The following is a 20,190-nucleotide window of genomic DNA, read 5'->3' on the forward strand; positions in this document are numbered from 1 at the left end:
GATGCCACGCGCTGCCGACACCCGCCACACACCCGACACCACCCGCGCACCGCTCGTCTCGCTCGTGGTGCCCTGCCACAACGAAGCCCCGGCGCTCGACGCCTTCTTCCGGGCCGTCGTCCCCATCCTCGACAGCGTGGCCGGCGTTCGCTTCGAAATCGTCTGCGTGAACGACGGCAGCACCGACGACACGCTCAACGCGTTGCTCGCGTTACGCCGTCACGACGCCCGCATTCGTGTCGTGGACTTCACACGCAACTTCGGCAAGGAAGCCGCACTCAGCGCCGGCATCGACGAAGCCGTCGGCGACGCCGTGATCCCCATCGACGCCGACCTGCAAGACCCGCCCGCCCTCATCCCCGTGATGATCGAGCGCTGGCGCAACGGCGCCGAAGTCGTGCTCGCCAAGCGCACCAACCGTGCAAGCGACAGCTTCGCCAAACGCGTCGCCGCCGGGTTGTACTACCGCGTACACAACCGGCTCTCCGAAGTGAAGCTGCCCGAGAACGTCGGCGACTTCCGGCTGATCGACCGGCGCGTGGTCACGGCGCTCAAGCAGTTGCCCGAGCGCCGCCGCTTCATGAAGGGTCTGTTCGCGTGGGTCGGCTTTCATACGGAAATCGTGGAGTACGTGCGCGAGCCGCGCAGCGCCGGTGAGTCGAAGTTCTCCGGCTGGCGGCTGTGGAATTTTGCGTTGGAAGGCATCACCAGCTTCAGCACCGTGCCGCTGCGCTGCTGGACTTACATCGGCGTGTCGCTGGCGTTCGTCTCATTCGCCTATGGCTGCTTTATCGCGCTGCGCACGATCATCCACGGCATCGATGTGCCCGGCTACGCGTCGCTGCTCGTCGGCATTCTGTTCCTCGGCGGCATCCAGTTGGTGGGGATTGGCGTGATCGGCGAATACGTCGGACGCATCTATTACGAATCGAAGGGGCGTCCGCTCTATCTCGTGCGCCGGCGCTACCAGACGAGCGACAAGGTCAGCCATCTGCCTGCCCGCGTGGGCGGGCGCACACCGCGCCATCTGCACGAAAGCCTCGCGCTCACGCGTCGCGATACGTCCAGAGCCGATGCAGCAAAAACGTCGCGGGCGGCACGATCAGCACGACAGCGATGATGCCCAGCCAGTGATTGCCGCCCAAGCGCTCGACGGCCCCGGCAATCATCGTCGTGAGCCATAACCCGAACAGCGACACGCCCACAAAACGCAGCAGACTCGTGCGGTGCAGCCGCGCGGAAAAACTCCAGAGCGTATTGAGCAGATAGGAACACGGCGTCGCGACGCAGAACGCCGTCGCATTCGCCAGTACCGGCCCCACGTCAAAGCCGTCGATGAGCGTGATCGCCACGATCACATGCACCGCCGTCGAGATCACCCCCGTCACACCAAATCGCCATAGCGGCACGAGCAACGTGCGCGCATGCCGCGACGCACGCCAGCGTTGCAGACGCGATGCCGGTGGCGGTGACGACGGCGGACGGGGTTCGTGCATCAGCGGCGTTGTAAGTAAAGACGCGGGCGAGTAAGAGAATCCGGAAGCGCAAGGTGTAAGAAAAACACCCGTGGCGGATCGAGTATAGGGATTTCTTCCACCTCGCGGAATATGGGTTGCAAGTCGCCAGGATCTGCATAGGATTGCTGGGTACTTCGCAAGAACAATACCCCCAAAGAAGACAGGAGGAAGACAATGCAACGCCCCAATGCCACATATGCCATCCACGCCATCGGCGCACTGGCCTGTGCCTTCGCCACGTGGAGCGCGTCTGTGCACGCTGCCGACACCACCCCCTCGGCCGCGCCCCCCGCCTCCGAAACACTCACGGTCGCCGGTCTCTCGCAGCCGGCCGATATCCTGATCGATCGCAACGGCGTGCCGCACATCTTTGCGGCGAACGAGCGCGACGGCTTCTTCGTGCAAGGCTTCAATGCCGCGCGCGACCGCCTGTTCCAGATCGATCTCTGGCGACGCCGTGGTCTCGGCGAATTGTCGGAAGTCTTTGGCCGCGCCTACGTCGCACAGGATGATGCCGCCCGCCGCTTCGTCTATCGCGGCGACATGGCGACCGAATGGCGACGCTACGGCCCCGATGCCAAGCCCGCTGCCGAAGCCTTCGCTGCCGGCGTGAACGCTTATATCGAATGGCTCGCCGCCCACCCAGACCAGATGCCGTACGAATTCCGCACGGTCGGGTATTGGCCAGCGAAATGGACCGCCGACGACATCGTGCGCATTCGCAGCCATGGCCTCACCCGCAACCTCAAGAGCGAAGTCGCGCGCGCCAAGGTCGTGTGCAAAGCCTCGCTCGACGCCGACAGCGTGCGCGTCGGCCTGCAACCGGCATGGAAGACGCAAGTGCCCGCCGGGCTCGATCCGTGCCTGCCCGACGACCTGCTCAAGGTCTTCGATCTCGCCACACAAGGCGTGAAGATCACCAAGGAATCACTGCAACGCGCCGACGCCGACATCATTCAGGTGGCCGAAGCCGGCCCGTACGACGTATCGACCGAATCGGCGGAAGGCAGCAACAACTGGGTCATCTCGCCGCAGAAGTCGGCCACCGGCCGCGCCATCATGGCCAACGACCCGCACCGCGCCTATGCCGCGCCGAGCCTGCGCTACATCGTGCAGGTGAGCACGCCCACGCTCAATCTGATCGGCGCCGGCGAGCCGGCCATTCCGGGCGTGGCGATCGGCCATAACGGCACCATCGCGTTCGGCCTCACGATCTTCAACATCGATCAGGAAGATCTGTACGTCTACGAGCTGAACCCGGCCAACCCGGACCAGTACCGCTATCGCGGCAAGTGGGTGTCGATGCGCACCGCCCACGAGACGATCAACGTGCGCGACGGCGCGCCCGTCGAGACCGATCTCAAGTTCACCCGCCACGGCCCGGTGATCTACGTCGATAAGGACAAGCACCGCGCGTACGCCGTGCGCACGGCGTGGCTCGAACCGGGCATGTCGCCATACTTCGACGCCATGCGCTACATGCGCGCGAAAAACTACGCGCAGTTCCAGAAGGCACTCGATACGTGGGGTGCGCCGACCGTCAATCAGGTCTATGCGGATACGGCGGGCAATATCGGCTGGGTGCCGAGCGGCATGGCGCCGATTCGCCCGAACTGGGACGGCCTGATGCCCGTGCCCGGCGATGGTCGCTACGAGTGGGCCGGTTTCTGGCGCCGCGATCAGTTGCCCTCGGCGTACAACCCGGCGACCGGCTACTTCACCACGTCCAACGAGATGAACATGCCGGCCGGCTATCCGTACGATCAGCGCAAGCTCGGCTTCGAATGGACCAACGGCTCGCGTCATGCACGCATCGACGAAGTGCTGAAGGCGAAGGACAAGGTGTCGATCGAAGATTCGGAGCGCTTGCAGAACGACATCGTGTCGATTCCGGCCCGCCGCTTGATGGCGCTCCTCGCGCCGCTCGCCAGCGACGATCCGCAAACGGCTGCCGCCCTCAAACTGCTCAAGGGCTGGGACGCCCACATGGGAGCCGACTCGGCACAGGCCGCGCTGGAAGAAGTCTGGTTCAGCCGTCATCTGGGCCGCGCCTACAAGAACGCCGTGCTGCCGAAGGCTGCTGCGGACAGCTTCGGTGCACCCGATCCGGCACCGATGCTCGACGCGCTTGAGCAACCCGCCGCCCGCTTTGGCGAGAACGCCAACGCCAAACGCGACGCGGTGCTGCTGAGCAGCCTTGGCGAAGCGTGGGGCGAGATGGTCAAGCTGCAAGGGGCCGACCCCGGCGCGTGGCAGTGGGGCAAGCTTCAGACCAACCTGAATGCGCACCCGCTCGCCGACGCCGTCGCCCCGGCCATGCGCGCGAAGCTCAACGTCGGTCCGTTGCCCAAAGGCGGCAGTGCCTTTACGCCGAACCAGTCGACGTACCGCGTGAGCGACTTCCGCCAGACCAACGGGCCGTCGTTCCGGATCGTGGTCGATGTGGGCAACTGGGACAACACGCGCGCCATGAACCTGCCGGGTGAATCGGGCAATCCGGACAGCCCGCATTACCGTGACCTCGCCCAGAAGTGGCTCGACGGCGAGTACTTCAAGCTGCCGTACACCCGTGCGGCGGTCGAAGCCGAGACGGAGTCGCGCCTGCATCTGGTGCCGGAGGCATCGCGTTGAACTGATGTGATGGATCAAGCTGCTTGAATAGAAAACGGCCGGTCGGGTTTTACCCCGTACCGGCCGTTTTCATTGGCGTGCCTGCATGCCAATCGCGATCTGACGATCAATGCCCGCCGGGCACAAACTCCGGCTTGTCGCGCTTCACGCCACGCGCGCTGTCGACGGCGTTGGTCGGCACGAGCAGCAGCAGAATGACCACGCCCACCGAAATCGCGAGAATCGACAGGAACGTCAGGTGCAGCGAGTGTTGCAACACCGCGCGAATCGCCTGATCGGCCACCGTCGCCACGCCACGATCTTCCAGCACGTGACGCAACTGGTCGGAGCTGACGGTGCCCAGACCACTCGAATGCGTCAGTCCATAGTTGAGCACCGCACCGAACAACATCGCACCCAGCGTGCTGCCCAAATTCCGCGAGAAGATGTTCGATGCCGTGGCACTGCCGCGCTGCGACGGCGTGACAAGCTCCTGAATCAGCACCAGCGCGCTCACGCTGCCGGTACCCATCGAGAAGCCCATCAGCAACGAGCCGAACCCTGCCAGCACCGGCGAACTGTTCGGGCCGAGCAACGCAAACACGATGCCGCCCATCGGCATCAGCAGGCTGCCCAGCACCAGCACGCGGCGCAAACCGAATCGGGTGAACGTCTTGGCCGCGAGCGTGGCACCAATCGGCCAGCCCACCATGATCATCGTGAGGGCCATACCGGCGACCACCGGCGTCTGCTTGAGCACACCCTGCGCGTACATCGGCAGGAACGTCGTCAGCCCCATGAGCACCATGCCTGAGAGCATCGTCGCGGCGTTGGCCGCCGCAATCGGACGGCGGCTCCACAGCGCGAACGAGATCATCGGGTCCTTCGCGCGGCGCTCTTGCCACACGAACAGCATCGAGGCGATGGCGCATACCAGCACGCCCGACCACACATGCGTATCGGTGAAGGCATTCGCATCGGTGAGCGCAATCATCAGCGCCGCCACGGCGATGGTGAAGAACACGGCGCCGAGGAAGTCGATGCTCGGCTTCTGGCGCGGGGCCTCTTCATGCAGATAGGCGATGAAGCCTGCCGCGGCCAGCAAGCCGATGGGGATGTTGATCCAGAAGATCCACGCCCACGACAGATCGCGGATGATGATGCCGCCGAGCATCGGTCCGAGCACGGCCGAAATCGCCCACACACTCGCCAGATAGCCCTGCACCTTGCCGCGCTCGCTGATCGGGTAGTAGTCGGCAATGATGGTCAGACTCACCGGCTGGATGCACGCCGCGCCCACGCCCTGCAACAGGCGGAAGACGATCATCGCGGGCATCGACCACGCGAGCCCGCCGCCGAGCGAGGCAATCAGGAAGATCACGATGCCCGCGAGCACCACCGGCTTGCGCCCGTAAAGATCGGCGAGCTTGCCGAACACCACGGTCATGGCGGTCTGCGTGAGCAGGAACGCGGAGAACACCCAGCTATACAGATTCAGGCCGCCGAGCTGGGCGACGATTTGCGGCATGGCGGTGGAAATGATCGTGGCTTCGATGGCGACCATGGAGGTCGCAGCCATGACGGATGCCACGATGAAAGGCCGCACGGAATTGCGGTTAGCAGTCATTGTTTTTTTGAAGTGGGGGCGACGCGTTTGAGACGGCGGAAGACGGGGATCGAACGTGGCGGGGGTACCGCGCGCGTAGTCAAGACGACTCGGGCCAGAGGATGGCGACAAGCATAGCCGAACACCAGCAAACGCGTATGACGTGAGCAAGCGACCGGCATGGCTTCCCGGAAAGCCTTATGCCACGGGGCTTACGGGCCGAGAAAACCCTGACCGGAAGCGGGTTTTGGAAGGTTTGGCGCAGCCAAAACCTCGCCATGAGCGATCAACGCTCGATTTTTCCGCGATCACACGCCGGTGGTGTTGCTTTTGGCGCGAAACCGCCGGGCAGCGATGCGGCCTATCGTCGCACCAGGCGCAACAGGGCGAGCAGCACAATCGCGCCGATGGTGGCCGTGATGATGCGCCCGAGGGTGCCGTGTCCGATGGCGATGCCCAGATGCTGAAGCAACCAGGCGCCGATGAACGCGCCGATCACCCCGACGACAATGTCGCCGATCAGCCCAAAGCTGCCGCCGACGACCAGTCCGGCAAGCCAGCCGGCCACCAGCCCGACCAGCAGGAGAATGAGAATGCTCATGATCGTTCTCCGGACGCGGGCGTCAGGCGGTGCCGCGGCTGCGCTTGATGGCGCCGTAAATCACCAGCAGGACGATCGCGCCGATGATCGAGGCGATCCAGCCGGCCGATTGGCCTTCGGTGTAGAGATGGAGGAACTGTCCGACATACCGGGCGAGCAACGCGCCGGCAATGCCGAGGATGATGGTCATGATGATGCCCATGCTGTCCCGGCCGGGATGCAGGGCGCGTGCGATGAGACCGACGATCAGACCGACGACGATGGTGCCGATAATGCCCATGACGTGTCTCCAAGGACGGGAACCCGAACGCAGTATATCGCCTATTTCCGGCATGTCGACGACCGCGTCATCGGCGCCACAGCGGCATTTATTGCTCAATATTTCAGCACTTCGTCCCGAAATCCGGCCCAAAATGCCCGCGCACCTGACCCCGCCTATGTTCGGTATAAGGGATCGCTATTTGTCAAAAGGGCGTCACTGCGCGATGATGGCAAGCACTGTCCCGGTGCGAAGGGCGCGGGTTGGCCTGAAACGGGCATCGCGTCGACGCGCTATAATCAGGGGCTATTAAATCCCCCACACCATGCAACTGCTCGCTCTCGGCCTGAACCACCACACGGCGCCCGTCTCGCTGAGAGAACGGGTGGCGTTTCCGTTCGAGCGGATCGAGCCGGCGCTGGCAGGCCTGAAGAGTTTGTGGAACGACCGGTCGAGCGCCCCCGAGGCCGCCATCCTGTCGACGTGCAATCGCACCGAAATCTACTGCGTCACCGACGATGCCGCCGCCCGCGAGCGAGCCGTGCACTGGCTGTCGCAGTTCCATAACATTCCGGCCAGCGACCTCGCCCCCCATCTGTATGCCCTGCCCCAGTCCGACGCCGTGCGGCACGCGTTTCGCGTGGCGAGCGGTCTCGACTCGATGGTGCTCGGCGAAACCCAGATTCTCGGCCAGTTGAAAGATGCCGTGCGCACCGCAGCCGAAGCCGGCGCGCTGGGCACGTATCTGAATCAGTTGTTCCAGCGCACGTTCGCGGTGGCCAAGGAAGTGCGTGGCCAGACCGAGATCGGCGCGCATTCGGTGTCGATGGCCGCTGCGGCGGTGCGTCTGGCCCAGCGCATTTTCGAAAGCATCAGCACGCAGAAAGTGCTGTTCATCGGCGCGGGCGAAATGATCGACCTCTGCGCGACGCACTTCGCCGCACAGAACCCGAAAGCCCTCTATATCGCGAACCGTACCGCCGAGCGCGGCGAAAAACTCGCCGAGCGGCTGGGCGGCAACGCCATCCGTCTGTCCGAGCTGCCGCAGCGCCTGCATGAGTTCGACATCGTCGTCTCGTGCACGGCCAGTACGTTGCCGCTGATCGGTCTCGGTGCGGTCGAGCGCGCCATCAAGGCGCGCAAGCACAAGCCGATGTTCATGGTCGATCTGGCCGTGCCGCGCGACATCGAGCCCGAAGTGGGCCGGTTGACCGACGTCTTCCTGTACACGGTCGACGACCTCGGCGCCGTCGTGCGCGAAGGCAACGCGCTGCGTCAGGCGGCAGTTGCGCAGGCCGAAGCGATCATCGAGACGCGTGTCCAACACTTCATGCAATGGCTCGACGCGCGCAGCGTCGTGCCGGTCATTCGCGACATTCACGGCACAGCCGAAGCGATGCGCGTGGCCGAACTCGAGCGTGCGCAACGCATGCTTGCACGCGGCGACGACCCTGCCGCCGTGCTCGAAGCCCTGTCCCAGTCCCTCACCAAGAAATTCCTGCATGGCCCGACGCACGCGCTGAACACGGCGCGCGGCGATTCGCGCGAGCAAATCATTCACCTCATTCCCGAACTGTTCCGCACCTCGGGATCTTCCGACAAATAGATGAAAGCGAGCATGCAAGCCAAGCTCGACCAGTTGACGCAACGTCTGGTCGAGCTTGATGGCCTATTGAGCCAGGGCGACGTCACGCGCGATCTGGACAACTACCGCAAGCTCACCCGCGAACACGCCGAGCTGGCGCCGGTTGTCGCGCAGTACCAGCAGTACCGCCAGGCGCACAACGATGTGACGGCGGCGCAGGAGATGGCGTCCGACCCGGAAATGCGTGACTTTGCCGAAGCCGAAGCGGCCGACGCCCGCACGCGCATGGACGACATGGAAGCCTCGCTGCAACGCATGCTGCTGCCGCGCGACCCCAACGACGAGCGCAACATCTATCTGGAAATTCGCGCGGGCACGGGCGGCGACGAGTCGGCGCTCTTCGCGGGCGACCTGCTGCGCATGTACACGCGCTATGCCGAACGTCAGCGCTGGCAGGTGGAAATCATGTCGGCCAGCGAGTCGGATCTGGGCGGCTACAAGGAAGTGATCGTGCGCCTGATCGGTCAGGGTGCCTATTCGCGCCTGAAATTCGAGTCGGGCGGCCATCGCGTGCAGCGCGTGCCCGCGACCGAAACGCAGGGCCGTATCCACACGTCGGCGTGCACCGTGGCCGTGATGCCCGAAGCCGACGACGTGGCCGACGTCGAGATCAACCCGGCCGATATCCGTATCGACACGTTCCGCGCATCGGGTGCGGGCGGGCAGCACGTCAACAAGACCGACTCGGCCGTGCGTATCACGCACATGCCCACGGGCATCGTCGTGGAATGTCAGGACGACCGCTCGCAGCATCGCAACAAAGACAAGGCGCTCAAAGTGCTCGCCGCGCGCATCAAGGATGCCCAGATGCGCGCCCAGCAAGCCAAGGAAGCCGCCACGCGCAAGAGCCTGATCGGCTCGGGCGACCGTTCGGAGCGCATTCGCACCTACAACTTCCCGCAAGGGCGAATGACCGATCACCGTATCAACCTCACGCTCTACAAGCTTGAGTACATCATGGACGGCGATCTGGACGATCTCGTCAACGCGCTCGTGACCGAACATCAGGCCGAGTTGCTGGCATCGCTGGGCGAGGCCGCCTGATGTCGCAGGGGCAGGACAGCACGACTTCGCCTGACGCGTCTAACGCGTCTAACGCGTCTGCTACGCCGGGCACCGGGTTGGCGGCCGGGTCCACATCCGGCGCCAGCACCGTCGAGACGTTGCTGCGCGAGCCCGGGCTGCCGCCGTCGGAGTCGCGCATTCTGCTCTCGCACGTGCTCGGCTGGTCGCGCACGCAGTTGATCACGCGCGATCGCGAACCCCTTGCCCCCGACGCCGTGGCCGCCTATCGCGGTCTGCACGCCCGGCGTGTCGCGGGCGAACCGATTGCCTATCTCACCGGTACCCGGGAATTCTTCGGGCTGACGTTCGCCGTCAGTCCGTCGGTCCTGATTCCCCGGCCGGAAACCGAACTGCTGGTAGAACTGGCACTGGCGCGCCTCGAAGGCTGCACCGCACCGCGCGTACTCGATCTCGGCACCGGCAGCGGCGCGATTGCACTGGCCATCGCGCACAGCCGTCCCGATGCCCAACTCACCGCACTGGACCGCTCGACGGACGCCCTGCGCGTCGCCACCGGCAACGCGCAGCAACTCGGACTGGCAGCGCCGCGTGTGCGCTTTCTGGAAAGCGACTGGTATGGCGCGTTGGCGGCTGGCGAAGCGCCGTTCGACATGATCGTCTCGAACCCGCCGTACATCGTGGCGGGTGACGAACACCTCTCGCAAGGCGACCTTCGGTTTGAACCGGCCGATGCGCTGACTGATCATGCCGACGGTCTGGCCGCCCTGCGCGTCATCGTCGCAGGCGCGGTGTCGCGGCTCAAACCCGGTGGCTGGCTGCTGTGTGAACACGGCTACCATCAGGCCGCCGACGTCCGCGCACTGTGCGATGCGGCCGGTTTCCTCGACGTTTTCTCCGAGCGGGATCTCGCGGGTATCGAGCGCACCACGGGCGGCCGCCGCGCCTGACGAGGGCAGCCCGGGCCACCCGCAAAGGACACCCGGAGGGCACGCACCAACGAGCGCGGCGGAAAACCGCTAAAATGGCGGACACGCCGATTTTCCGGCATCCCCACGGGCTTTCCACCATGACTACCCAGCAACGTATTCAGCAAATCGTCACCGACCATCCCGTCGTGCTCTTCATGAAGGGCAATGCGCAGTTCCCGATGTGCGGCTTCTCGGGCCGCGCCGTGCAGATCCTGAAAGCCTGCGGCGTGGACAACCTGTTCACGGTCGACGTGCTGCAAGACGAAGAAATCCGTCAGGGCGTGAAGGAATTCGCCAACTGGCCGACCATTCCGCAGCTCTACATCAACGGCGAATTCATCGGCGGCTCGGACATCATGATGGAGATGTACCAAAGCGGCGAACTCAAGCAGATCATCGCTGAGCTTGCCTGATCGTCGTCTGATCTCCGCTTGATCCCGGCCTGATGACCGTCTCGACGGGCGCCCCGCGCCCAGCGCGCATGATCGTCGCCATCACTGGCGCGACCGGTGCCGTCTATGGGGTGCGCCTGCTTGAGCGCCTGCGGGCGCTCGGCGGCGTCGAGACCCATCTGCTCGTGTCGAGCGCCGGTTGGCTGACGTTACGTCACGAACTGGGGCTCGAACGATCGGACGTGCAGGCACTCGCCGACCAGTACCACAGCGTGCGTGAAGTCGGCGCCAACATTGCCAGCGGCTCCTTCGCCACGACCGGCATGGTCATCGCACCGTGCTCGATGAAAACGCTCGCGAGCGTCGCCCACGGCCTGTCGGACAACCTGATTGCCCGCGCCGCCGACGTCACGCTCAAAGAACGCCGCCGCCTCGTCATGATGGTGCGCGAAACGCCGTTCAATCTGGCGCATCTGCGCAATATGACCGCTGTCACGGAAATGGGCGGCATCGTCTACCCGCCGCTGCCGGCTTTCTACAACCGCCCCGAATCGCTCGACGCCATGGTCGACGACACTGTCGGGCGCGTACTCGACCTCTTCGGTCTGGCACCGCAGGTCTCTACCAGTTGGTCCGGACTCGGCAAGGACGCCGAAGCATAAGCGCCTGATCGGCTAAGCGGCTATGCGACTGAACCAGCGAGTCAGCGCACTACCTCACGCCATCCAGCCAGCGCTGCAACGTATCGAGCGCCCCTTGCGGCTGCCCTGCTGCCGATTCCGGCGTCGCCACACATAATTCCAGCATGACCTCGTTCGGATCGAGCAGATAGAGATGCTCGCCGTCGCCGTGACGCTCGACCACAAACGCCACATCGTGCGCCGTCAGACGCGATTTCCAGCGCTCAAGGGCGTCGAGATCGCGCACGCGTAGCGCCACGTGATGGATCTGGTTCGCGGGGGTATCGGGATGGGAGACGGGCGCCAACCCGTCGCAATTGAAGAAGGCCACCGCTTCGCCGGGGGCGATCTGATAGCTCACGAGCAGGTACGGCTTACCCCAGAGGCGACTCATGCCGGTTTGCGCACCCGCGAGCCTGAAGCCCATGACGTCGACGTAGAAACTGTGTGTGAGCGCCGCGTCGTAACTGGGATACGCGACGTGATCGATCGCCACAGGCGTGACGGGTGCCGACGAGGTGACGGCAGTGCTGGGCTCGAGAACGGCCTGACTGGTGGACGGACTCATCGCGTACCTCCCGGGCATTGAGGTGGCGAGTGTGTCGCCAACGTTGCCTGCGCAGACCGGTTGGACGGCCTGCGGGGAACTGCGTCTGTAGTGTAGTCTTGCAACCCGCGTCCCGACAACCGAGTGTCAGCCGCAGCCGCATGGACTATAGTAAAAACGCCACACTTTGCGTGCCAAGGCGCGTCCCCCGTGGTGTGACACTTTCGCGAACGGAGTTTGATATGGAGACCGCATTCTCGCCTGTTGTCCTGTACGCCGTGTTGACGCTGGTATTCGTGATGCTCGTGCTTGTCGTGCCTGTGGGTGCCCGTTGGCGCCAGGTGGCATGGCCGGCCTCGATGCCACCGCTCTCGCCGCACCGTCCGGGCGATCTGCTCGGCGCCCCGCGCACGCCCTACTGGCGCTCGCCGAACGACACACGAGATTTACGCCGCCCCTCGTACTTCAGCACGTCGGAACAACGCGGACGACGCCCGCCGGGCTTTCTCGCACCGCGCGATCACGACTGGCGATAGCCGTCGATCGCGAGTCGCGCCCAACGCCCCACCGATGTTGTCGTGAATAGCGGCCGATAAGATTTTCGGCCGCTATCGCAGGTTTCCTTACGCCTTGTTACATCTGTAGTCCTGCGGTTGCACCGCCGTGGGACCACGTTCCTTAAAATTGGACGTGATGAAACAAGGAGATCAGATGCAACATCAACACTGGATCGCTGCCGCAGGGATGGCGGCCGCGCTCGTCTCGGGCAGCGCACTCGCACGCACCGATGTCTCGGTGAATATCGGCATTCCGGGGCCGGCCATCGTGGCCCCTGCCCCCGTCTACGTCGCACCGCCGGTCTATGCTGCGCCCGCACCGATGATGGTCGCGCCGCCCCCGCCGGTGATCTACGGACCGCGTCCGCATTACTGGCGCGGACCGCCCCCGCGCCATTGGCATCACGACCGTGACTGGGATCGCCGCGATTGGCATCGCCACGACGGCTATCGCCGCTGATCTCGCAAGCCGGCACCGCAACCACCACCTTTAATTTGACGGTGAATGCCCGATAAATTGACGGTGAATTGGCGATGAATTGCCAACAAAAAGCCCCGCATGTTTTGCTTGCGGGGCTTTTTATTTTTCACGGCGAACAATTCTCGGCCAATGAGAAATTCAAATGAAACAGGCGTGATTCATATCGCGCCCGTCTCATCATCAACCGATGAATAAGCATTAATTGATCGCGTGTAATTTCGATGGGTTGAATTTCGCGTTTTGTCGCGTTTTGGCTCCCCAATTAAATCCCGAACGACGTTCTCTATTTCGTCAGTCGAATCAATAACGATAGCAGCACGGGTGTCCGTAGTAACCCCCGTAATACGGCCGGGCCGGAACAACAACGCATCCGGCAAGCGTGACGGCAAGCAGTGCGGCAACAAGCAACTTCATGATCTGACTCCTGATGATAAGGAACGAGGGGAACGCGAGTCCGTTCGATTCCTTTATATCTTTGGCCCGATACGAAGCCCATCACGCGTCTGTAAGCCGTGTAAGCGAAGGTTGCCAAACGGGGGAAGTGTCGCACTTTGTTACGTTACATGCGGCGTCCAACGCCGTAACATCACCGCCCCCGGCCAGCGACGCTTTCATGACAACCCAATAACGACGCGGGTTTGCGCTTGTCGCAGCCGCTGGCACGGCGATTGCATAGTAATGTGTGCCGCCCTCTCAATTGCCCCGAAGAGAGCGGCTTTGGATGTCAGCCCCTTCCCGCGTCTGACGCGGGAGGGGGTCTTTTTTCCGACAGGCTGCTCAGCCACTTCAATTGCACCGTCTGCGTGCAAAACCCCTCGTATTGCCATTTCATCTGCGCGTTTGAAATGTATTGACGCTATAACAGCGTCGACTTTGCGCCCGTTTCATTTATCTTTAAATCTTTATTCGGCGCGGCTTACCGGGTGATTTTGCCATTCAAGGCAAAAACAACATGCGGGTAGCCACCAATCTCAAGTTGACTTTCCAACTGTCGTAATCGCGTCTATAGAGGAGTGCGCGTCAACTCCTGGGCGACGCAAAAAATCCTTTTCGTGACGGCCGCACGACACGCGCCGGGGCAAGCGTATCAGGGAGAAGGTCATGGAAATCGCCACGCCTGAATTCCAGATGGAACAACAGGAACTACAGGCCATCAGCGCCGCACTTAACCGCGTTCAGGCGGTTATCGAGTTCGATCTGCAAGGCCGCGTCATGCACGCGAACGATAATTTCCTTCAGACACTCGGTTATCGGCTCGACGAAATTCAGGGCCAGCACCACCGTATGTTCTGCGAGCCGGACTACGCCGCGTCAGAGGCGTACCGCGACTTCTGGGCGAAGCTTGGGCGCGGGGAATTCGACTCGGGCGAATACAAGCGTGTCGCCAAGGGCGGCCGCGAGGTCTGGATCCGCGCCTCGTACAACCCGGTGTTCGACGCCAACGGCGTGCCCTACAAGGTCATCAAGTTCGCGACCGACGTCACCGCCGACCGGGCGCGCCAAGCGGAATTTGAGAGCAAGGTGCGCGCCATCGGCGTATCGCAGGCTGTGATCGAATTCCAGCTCGATGGCACCGTGCTCACCGCTAACGACAACTTTCTGCAAGCCCTCGGCTACTCGCTCGACGAGATCAAGGGCCAGCATCACCGCATGTTCTGCGAGCCGGAGTACGCCAACTCGGCGGCTTACCGCGACTTCTGGGCCCGCCTGAATCGCGGCGAGTTTGACACCGGCGAGTACAAGCGCATCGGCAAAGGCGGCCGCGAGATCTGGATTCACGCCTCCTACAACCCCGTATTCGATGCCAGCGGGCGCCCGTACAAGGTCGTCAAGTTCGCCTCGGACGTGACCGCCCAGCGTCGTCAGACGGCCGAGTTCGAAGGCAAGGTGCGCGCGATGGATCTGGCGCAGGCCGTGATCGAGTTCAACCTCGACGGCACGGTGATCACCGCCAACGACAACTTTCTCAAGACACTCGGCTACGCGTTCGACGACATCAAGGGCAAGCATCACCGCATGTTCTGCGAGCCGGAATACGCCGCGTCCGACACGTATCGCGAGTTCTGGGCGAAGCTCAATCGCGGCGAATTCGACTCCGGCCGCTACAAGCGCATCGGCCGTGGCGGGCGCGAAGTCTGGATTCAGGCGACGTACAACCCGATTCTCGACATGAACGGCCGCCCCTACAAGGTGGTGAAGTTCGCAACCGACATTACGCAGCAAGTCGAACTCGAAGCCAGCGTGAAGCGCCGCGCCGAAGACGATCAACGCAAGGTGGCCGCGTTGCTGAACACAGTCAATCGTGCGGCTGCCGGCGACCTGACCGGCGACATCGCCGTGAACGGCACCGACCCGATCGATCAACTGGCCGAAGGCATTCGCCACATGATGGACGACCTGCGCGGCGTGATCGGCAAGGTCGTGAACTCGGCCGGCGAATTCTCGGGCGCATCGCGCGACATCGCAGACCGCGCCAATACGGTCGCGACCGGTGCTCAGGCGCTCGGTGCCACCGTCGAAGAGATGAATGCCTCGATCGAAGAACTGACCGCATCGATCAACTCGATTGCCGACAACACCAAGGGCGCCGATCAGCTTGCCAAGGCCACACAGCAGGAAGCGGAGACCGGCGCGCGCGCCATCGCCCGCTCGGTCGAGGCGATGGAGTTGATCAACAAGTCCTCGGAAGACATCGGCGAGATCGTCAAGGTGATCGGCGAGATTGCCGGGCAGACCAATCTGCTGGCCTTCAACGCGGCCATCGAGGCTGCGCGTGCTGGCGAGCACGGTCTGGGCTTCTCGGTCGTGGCCGACGAAGTGCGCAAGCTGGCCGAGCGCTCGTCGCAGGCGACCAAGGAAATCTCGAAACTCATCAACGAGTCGACCAAGCGCGTGGCACAGGGCAGCGAGGTGTCGAAGCAGGCGGGCGACGCGTTCGAGAAGATTGTCGGCGGCGTGTCGCGCACCACGCAGGCGATCTCCGAGATTTCTTGTGCCGCAGAAGAGCAACTGGTCGCCGCCCGCGAAGTGAGCCTTGCGATTCAGCACGTGGCCGAAGAGACCGAGAAGTCGGCGGGTGCGTGCGAGACCATCGCGCAGGCCACCGCCGGGCTCACCAGTGAGGCCGAGGAACTCGACCGCACGGTCTCCCGTTTCAAAGTCTGATGCCGCACCCCGTTCCTTCGATCTGTCACGACTGACGCGTCCGTATCTCCGGAGAGCACGACATGGAAATCGAAGCCGACGCCGACCCCGGTACCCAGCTCGCCCTTTTGCGCGCCGTGCACCGGCACACCGGCATCTCGATGAACGAAAAGAAGTGGACGATGTTGCAGGGGCGGCTACGCCCGCGCCTGCGCACGCTCTCACTGCGTTGCTATCGCGACTATCTGGCGCTACTGGAAAACACGCCGGACGAAGTGCGCAACTTCGTGAATCTGGTCACGACCAACGAGACCACGTTCTTTCGCACGCCGCGCGTGTGGGACTACTTCGCGCAGCACTTTCTACCGCGCTGGCAGGAGGGCAAGCCCGGCCGCCCGTTCCGTATGTGGTCGGCGGCAGCCTCCAGCGGCGAAGAGGCCTACTCGACGGCGATGATCTGCGAGGAATTCCGCGTGCGGCATCCGGACTTCCAGTATCAGATTCACGCGACCGACATCTCGAGTCAGGTGCTGGCCGTGGCGATGGCGGGCAACTACGGCGGACGCAGCATCGACGGCCTGAAGCAGCAACGCCCGGGTCTGCTTGCCAAGTATTTCCGCCCGAGTGTGGGCGGACACACCGTGGTGCCCGAACTGCGCGCGCACATCACCTTTGCCGAGCACAACCTGTATCAGCGCATGGCGCGCCGCGAGGCGTTCGATCTGATCATGTTGCGCAACGTGCTGATCTACTTCGAAGCCCCCGATCAGGAGCGGGTGCTCGAGAATGTGCGCCGCACGCTCGCTCCCGAAGGCGTGCTCATCGTGGGCGAGTCGGAATCGCTCTCGCGGCTGTCGACCGGCTACCGGTTCGAACAACCGCTCATCTACCGAAATCAGGGAGCGCCGAATGGGGTCATCGCATGATATTCAGGTGTTGATGGGCGAAGTGCGCATCGGGCGCGGCGAAGACGTGTTGCGCGCGACACTTGGTTCCTGTGTCGGCATCGCGCTGATGTGGCGCTCGCGTGGCCTGTATGGTCTCGCGCACTGCCTGTTGCCCGAAGCCCCGGCGCCCACGCTCGCCATCGGCGCGAAGTACGTGACGCAAGCCGTGCCGTCGCTGCTGGCGCTCATGAAAGCCGACGGGGCGCGGCGCAGCGAAATCGAAGCCGTCATCGCGGGCGGCGGCAACATGATGCCGCACCAGCCGCCCGCCCGGCACGGGCTGATCGGCGTGGCCAACGCCAAGATGGCGCAGGCACTCATCGCCGAGACCGGCATTCCGATCGTGCACGTGGAAGTGGGTGGCGAAGTCGGACGGCAAATCACCATCGATTGCGCCCATCACTCGTATTTCGTGCGCGTGATCGGATCGAACGGTGCCACCGAGGTACCGCGCCGCCCGGCGCTTCGACTCGTGGGACGGGGCACATGAACGCACGCACTCCCGGATTTCCGTTTCTGCATCAAGATGCGCTGGCCGGCACGACCGTGCTGCCGCCGACGGTGTCGCCCTTTCAGGGCTATGCCGGTCGCAACGCCTATGGCTACGGTGCTGGCGCGGCCGTGACGACGCATATCGCGAGTGAATCACCGCAGCGTCGTGGCAATGATGCCGAGGCGATCAATGTCGACGGTATCGATGGCATCGAGGATTTAAGTGGCGTGAGTGGCGTGAGTGGCGTGAGTGGCGTGAGTGGCGTGAAGAGCGCCGCTCCGGAGACGGCAGCCCCTGCCGTGGCGTCCGCCGCGGCGCCCGCCCCGACACCTGCGCGGCGCGCCGTCACGGTCGACGACGTCGAAGTCTTCGGCTCGTTTCATCTGGGCGATGTGGAGTTCGCGCTGCCCATCGCTGCGTTGCAGGAAGTGGTGAATTATCCGTCTCGCATTACGCCGGTGCCACTCTCGCCGCCGTTCCTGCTAGGCCTGTTCAATCTGCGCGGCACGCTGATTCCGATTGTCGATCTCAAGCCGTTGTTGTCGATGTCTTCGGGTGTCGGCACAGGCACGGCCGGCGCGCTGGCACGGGTGACAGAAAAGATTGCCATCGTCGATGTCGACGGCGTGCGCGTCGGGCTGCTGTTCGATACCACGGGCGAGATTCTGCGTGTGCGCGCCTCGCAGCGCACCGGCTTCGAATACGATGCCGGACACACCGCACCGCCGGTGGTTTCCGGCGCCATCAAGCTCGACGGCGGCGATCGGATTCTGCAAATTCTTGCGCCGGGTGCGCTCGTGCATATCGAGAATATGCCGCAGTTGCTGGCGCGCCAGTCGCTGAGTGCACCGCAGCGCCGCCAGCAACGCCAGCGGCTGCAATGCGTGTCGTTCACGGTGGAGCAATCGCGTCTCGCACTGCCGATGAGCGCGATTCGCGAGATCATCCGCATTCCCGAGTTGCAGAACTCGGCACTCGCCAGCGTGTTCTGCGTTGGCATGCTGAACCTGCGCGGCACCGTGGTGCCGGTCATCGACTTCGCTCACTTTCTCGGCTTGCACGCGTGCCGGCCGGATGCCGACGTGGCAGGCACCGCTGCCGATCCGCGCCGCATTCTGATCGTCAAGCAAGAGGACGTGCATTTCGGTTTGCTGGTCGACGCCGTGGACAGCATCGTGACGTACTACGCCGACGAGTTGCTGGCGATGCCGTCGTTCAGCACGACGCATGCGCAACTCTTCGCGGGCTGCATCACCCGCGAAGATGCCAGCGACATCGTGCTGCTCAATGCCGAAGAGTTCTTTACACACTCGCAAGTGCTCGAACTCACGCGCGGCCATCGCGAGTTGTATCGCGAAGGCGACGGTGCCGCCCACAACAAGGCCGGTAGCTCGGCGCGCTTCGCAGCGGGCGCCGCAGGCAAGGCATCACGCGGTACTCGCCATGCTTACGTGTCGTTCCGTCTGCAACACATGCTGGCCGTCCGGCTCGACCAGTTGCGCGAGATCATTCACGACTCGCCCGATGTCATGCCCGCACCCGGCGCACCGTCGTTCGTGCGCGGGATGCTCAACCTGCGCCGTGAACTGGTGACGATTGTCGATCTGCGTGCGCTCTACGGCATGCCTGCGCAGGAGGACACGCAGGCGCGCAAGATTCTGGTGATCGAACACGGCAAGGACAAGTTCGGGCTGCTCGTCGATGCCATCGAGAACATCGTGACGCTGGACGAGGCCGACAAGCTGCCGGTGCCCGCGATGTTGCTCGGACGGGCCACACATGAGATGCGCAACGACATGCGCGACGCGGTGGAATTGCCGGCGTCGGACGGCACGGCACGTACGGCCATGTTGCTGGATCTCCAGCCGCTCAAGATGAGGCTGGAGACAGCACTCGCGTTGTAGACGGGGGTTTGACGCAGGGCCCTGCGGCGTGTCGGGGGGCGCGCCGCAGGGGTAGTTCGCGAGACGGTAGGCGCTCGCCGGACTTCCTTTGCGTTTGATGTTCGACGTTCGATCTTCGGCGCTCAGTGCGTAGGCCCAAGGCTCAAGCGAGGCCCAACTCGCGGCGCACCTGCGTCAGAAACGCGCGCATGACATCGGTCCGCTCTCGTCCGATGCGCTGTCCTGCTGCGGTGCTCAGCCCGTCGGTCAGATGCAGTAACTTCCGCTCGAAATGGTCGATGGCGTACGTCGCGTCATCCAGCTCTCGATGCTGCGCAAACGGATCGACCGGATCATACAGGCGACTGCCGAGACGCCCCGCCACATAAAACACGCGGGCGATGCCGACGGCACCCAACGCGTCGAGCCGGTCGGCATCGCGCAGAATCCGCGCCTCATCCGTCGTCGGCGTAATGCCCGCCGAGAAGCTGTGTGCCGCGATGGCATGCGCCACCAACTCGACGCGCGACGCCGGCCACTCCATCCGAACCAACAACTGGCGAGCGACATCAGCCGCCAGCGTCGACGCGCGTGCACGGTCCGGCGAATTCTTCTCGACACTCACGCAATCGTGCAACAACGTGGCGACAGCCAACGCCTCCAGATCGACACCGGGCACGTCGGCGGCGATTTCTTTCGCCAGGCACCAGACACGCGCGAGATGGGACACGTCGTGCGCGCCATCATCGGTCGCATGGCCGCCATCGTAGTGACGCAACACGTCGGCGACCGTGGCCGAGCAGGGAGAAAACAGGTCAGGCAGAGACAAATTCG

General features: G+C 63.7%; 19 protein-coding genes. 13 read left to right on the top strand and 6 right to left on the bottom strand.

Going from position 1 to position 20,190, the window contains the following annotated elements:
- Window position 1 precedes the first annotated feature (1 nt).
- Entirely contained in the window at window positions 2-1,120 is a 1,119-nt protein-coding gene (locus AT302_RS24545) for a glycosyltransferase family 2 protein (RefSeq protein WP_084656446.1), read from the top strand.
- Here the strand turns inward: AT302_RS24545 and AT302_RS24550 are convergent.
- Entirely contained in the window at window positions 1,047-1,496 is a 450-nt protein-coding gene (locus AT302_RS24550) for a GtrA family protein (RefSeq protein WP_084656447.1), read from the bottom strand. The two genes, AT302_RS24545 and AT302_RS24550, sit on opposite strands and share 74 nt — an antisense overlap.
- A 195-nt stretch (window positions 1,497-1,691) precedes the next feature.
- On the opposite strand from AT302_RS24550, the gene AT302_RS24555 reads away from it, so the two are divergent.
- Window positions 1,692-4,148, top strand: a complete 2,457-nt coding sequence (locus AT302_RS24555; RefSeq protein ID WP_058376240.1) for a penicillin acylase family protein — start codon at window positions 1,692-1,694, stop codon at window positions 4,146-4,148.
- 106 nt (window positions 4,149-4,254) lie between these two features.
- Here AT302_RS24555 and AT302_RS24560 read toward each other — a convergent pair whose 3' ends face one another.
- The 3 genes from AT302_RS24560 to AT302_RS24570 all read right to left on the bottom strand — a co-directional run bounded on the left by AT302_RS24560 (window position 4,255) and on the right by AT302_RS24570 (window position 6,614).
- A complete protein-coding gene (locus AT302_RS24560) occupies window positions 4,255-5,754 on the bottom strand; it encodes an MDR family MFS transporter (protein ID WP_058376241.1) in 1,500 nt (499 codons plus the stop codon).
- Window positions 5,755-6,094: 340 nt separating this feature from the next.
- A complete protein-coding gene (locus AT302_RS24565; protein ID WP_058376242.1) occupies window positions 6,095-6,334 on the bottom strand; it encodes a GlsB/YeaQ/YmgE family stress response membrane protein in 240 nt (79 codons plus the stop codon).
- 22 nt (window positions 6,335-6,356) lie between these two features.
- Entirely contained in the window at window positions 6,357-6,614 is a 258-nt protein-coding gene (locus AT302_RS24570) for a GlsB/YeaQ/YmgE family stress response membrane protein (protein WP_058376243.1), read from the bottom strand.
- 304 nt (window positions 6,615-6,918) lie between these two features.
- Between AT302_RS24570 and hemA the strand changes: the two genes are divergently transcribed.
- The 5 genes from hemA (at window position 6,919) to AT302_RS24595 (ending at window position 11,286) form a co-directional block, all read left to right on the top strand.
- Entirely contained in the window at window positions 6,919-8,199 is a 1,281-nt protein-coding gene (hemA, locus tag AT302_RS24575; protein WP_058376244.1) for a glutamyl-tRNA reductase, read from the top strand.
- Window positions 8,200-9,282, top strand: a complete 1,083-nt coding sequence (prfA, locus tag AT302_RS24580) for a peptide chain release factor 1 (RefSeq protein ID WP_058376245.1) — start codon at window positions 8,200-8,202, stop codon at window positions 9,280-9,282.
- On the top strand, window positions 9,282-10,211 hold the full coding sequence (gene prmC, locus AT302_RS24585) for a peptide chain release factor N(5)-glutamine methyltransferase (protein WP_084656448.1): 930 nt from the start codon (window positions 9,282-9,284) through the stop codon (window positions 10,209-10,211). The genes prfA and prmC overlap by 1 nt, the downstream gene beginning before the upstream one ends.
- Window positions 10,212-10,330: 119 nt before the next feature.
- A complete protein-coding gene (grxD, locus tag AT302_RS24590; RefSeq protein WP_058379922.1) occupies window positions 10,331-10,645 on the top strand; it encodes a Grx4 family monothiol glutaredoxin in 315 nt (104 codons plus the stop codon).
- Window positions 10,646-10,677: 32 nt separating this feature from the next.
- Window positions 10,678-11,286, top strand: coding sequence for a UbiX family flavin prenyltransferase (locus tag AT302_RS24595; RefSeq protein WP_058376247.1), 609 nt, complete (start codon window positions 10,678-10,680; stop codon window positions 11,284-11,286).
- Between the two features lie 49 nt (window positions 11,287-11,335).
- Here AT302_RS24595 and AT302_RS24600 read toward each other — a convergent pair whose 3' ends face one another.
- Window positions 11,336-11,872 carry a VOC family protein gene (locus AT302_RS24600; protein ID WP_058376248.1) on the bottom strand — a complete coding sequence of 179 codons (537 nt, stop codon included), beginning with the start codon at window positions 11,870-11,872 and terminating at the stop codon, window positions 11,336-11,338.
- A 221-nt stretch (window positions 11,873-12,093) separates the two neighbouring features.
- On the opposite strand from AT302_RS24600, the gene AT302_RS24605 reads away from it, so the two are divergent.
- From AT302_RS24605 to AT302_RS24630, 6 genes are all read left to right on the top strand, one after another.
- Window positions 12,094-12,387, top strand: a complete 294-nt coding sequence (locus AT302_RS24605) for a hypothetical protein (protein ID WP_058376249.1) — start codon at window positions 12,094-12,096, stop codon at window positions 12,385-12,387.
- Window positions 12,388-12,562: 175 nt separating this feature from the next.
- Window positions 12,563-12,868, top strand: a complete 306-nt coding sequence (locus AT302_RS24610; RefSeq protein ID WP_058376250.1) for a hypothetical protein — start codon at window positions 12,563-12,565, stop codon at window positions 12,866-12,868.
- Window positions 12,869-13,990: 1,122 nt separating this feature from the next.
- Window positions 13,991-16,054, top strand: a complete 2,064-nt coding sequence (locus AT302_RS24615) for a methyl-accepting chemotaxis protein (RefSeq protein ID WP_157125871.1) — start codon at window positions 13,991-13,993, stop codon at window positions 16,052-16,054.
- A gap of 62 nt (window positions 16,055-16,116) precedes the next feature.
- A complete protein-coding gene (locus AT302_RS24620) occupies window positions 16,117-16,959 on the top strand; it encodes a CheR family methyltransferase (protein ID WP_058376251.1) in 843 nt (280 codons plus the stop codon).
- Window positions 16,943-17,470 (top strand): chemotaxis protein CheD, encoded by a 528-nt coding sequence (locus AT302_RS24625; protein WP_058376252.1) that lies wholly within the window; start codon window positions 16,943-16,945, stop codon window positions 17,468-17,470. The genes AT302_RS24620 and AT302_RS24625 overlap by 17 nt, the downstream gene beginning before the upstream one ends.
- Window positions 17,467-19,377, top strand: a complete 1,911-nt coding sequence (locus tag AT302_RS24630; protein WP_058376253.1) for a chemotaxis protein CheW — start codon at window positions 17,467-17,469, stop codon at window positions 19,375-19,377. The genes AT302_RS24625 and AT302_RS24630 overlap by 4 nt, the downstream gene beginning before the upstream one ends.
- Window positions 19,378-19,519: 142 nt before the next feature.
- Here AT302_RS24630 and AT302_RS24635 read toward each other — a convergent pair whose 3' ends face one another.
- Entirely contained in the window at window positions 19,520-20,185 is a 666-nt protein-coding gene (locus tag AT302_RS24635; protein ID WP_058376254.1) for an HD domain-containing protein, read from the bottom strand.
- Window positions 20,186-20,190: the final 5 nt, after the last annotated feature.

The organism is Pandoraea norimbergensis, from assembly GCF_001465545.3.
Lineage (GTDB): Bacteria > Pseudomonadota > Gammaproteobacteria > Burkholderiales > Burkholderiaceae > Pandoraea > Pandoraea norimbergensis.